General features: G+C 32.6%; 1 protein-coding gene. It reads right to left on the bottom strand.

Annotated features, from left to right (window positions below; all coding sequences use genetic code 11):
* Positions 1 to 144: 144 nt before the first annotated feature.
* Positions 145 to 525, bottom strand: a complete 381-nt coding sequence (locus FHP04_RS14420) for a hypothetical protein (protein WP_113966562.1) — start codon at positions 523 to 525, stop codon at positions 145 to 147.
* Positions 526 to 568 lie beyond the last annotated feature (43 nt).

The following is a 568-nucleotide window of genomic DNA, read 5'->3' as shown; positions in this document are numbered from 1 at the left end:
TAACGGTCTCGTATAACCGTCAGTTACGGGTTAATATGCGTTAATTTTCGGTTAAGCACTGACGCTCGCAATTCCGAGTGGATTCGGACGTAGTCGAATCCGCCGTAATTGCGGTTATACATTGTTGTATGTAGTGTATTTTTATTATTTAGATTTTTCAAAACTTGAGCGTGAATTTCCGTCGGGTGTCATATCGAGATATTTTCCATTTATCCAAAAGAGTCCATTCCCGAATTCCTCAAAATCGATACCGTTTTCATTATAACTATTCCATTCGCTAAACTCTATTTTACAATAACCATCATTACTTCTTTCCCAAGTTCCATTTTGTTTTAACATTATACTGTCTTCTTTATAAAAGTGTTCGAATGTTCCATCTTTATTTAGCAATAAATAATTTTCGGCGTTTGGATTATTTTTACAAACAAATTTTCCAGAAATATCTTCAGGACAAGACCTTAAATTCAAACAACTATTCAAGATAAGGGATGAAATAATTAGAGAAGTAATTTTAATAGATTTCATTTACAGTTTTATTTATGGTGCTTGAGTAACATTACATACAACG

This window comes from Aequorivita sinensis (assembly GCF_006346335.1).
GTDB lineage: Bacteria > Bacteroidota > Bacteroidia > Flavobacteriales > Flavobacteriaceae > Aequorivita > Aequorivita sinensis.
The sequence above is the reverse complement of the archived record's forward strand: the minus strand, read 5'-3'. Positions and strand labels throughout refer to the sequence as shown.

Bases quoted from the DNA above. Each gene is read 5' to 3' on its own strand.
- FHP04_RS14420 (WP_113966562.1), bottom strand. From the start codon at position 525: ATGAAATCTATTAAAATTACTTCTCTAATTATTTCATCCCTTATCTTG.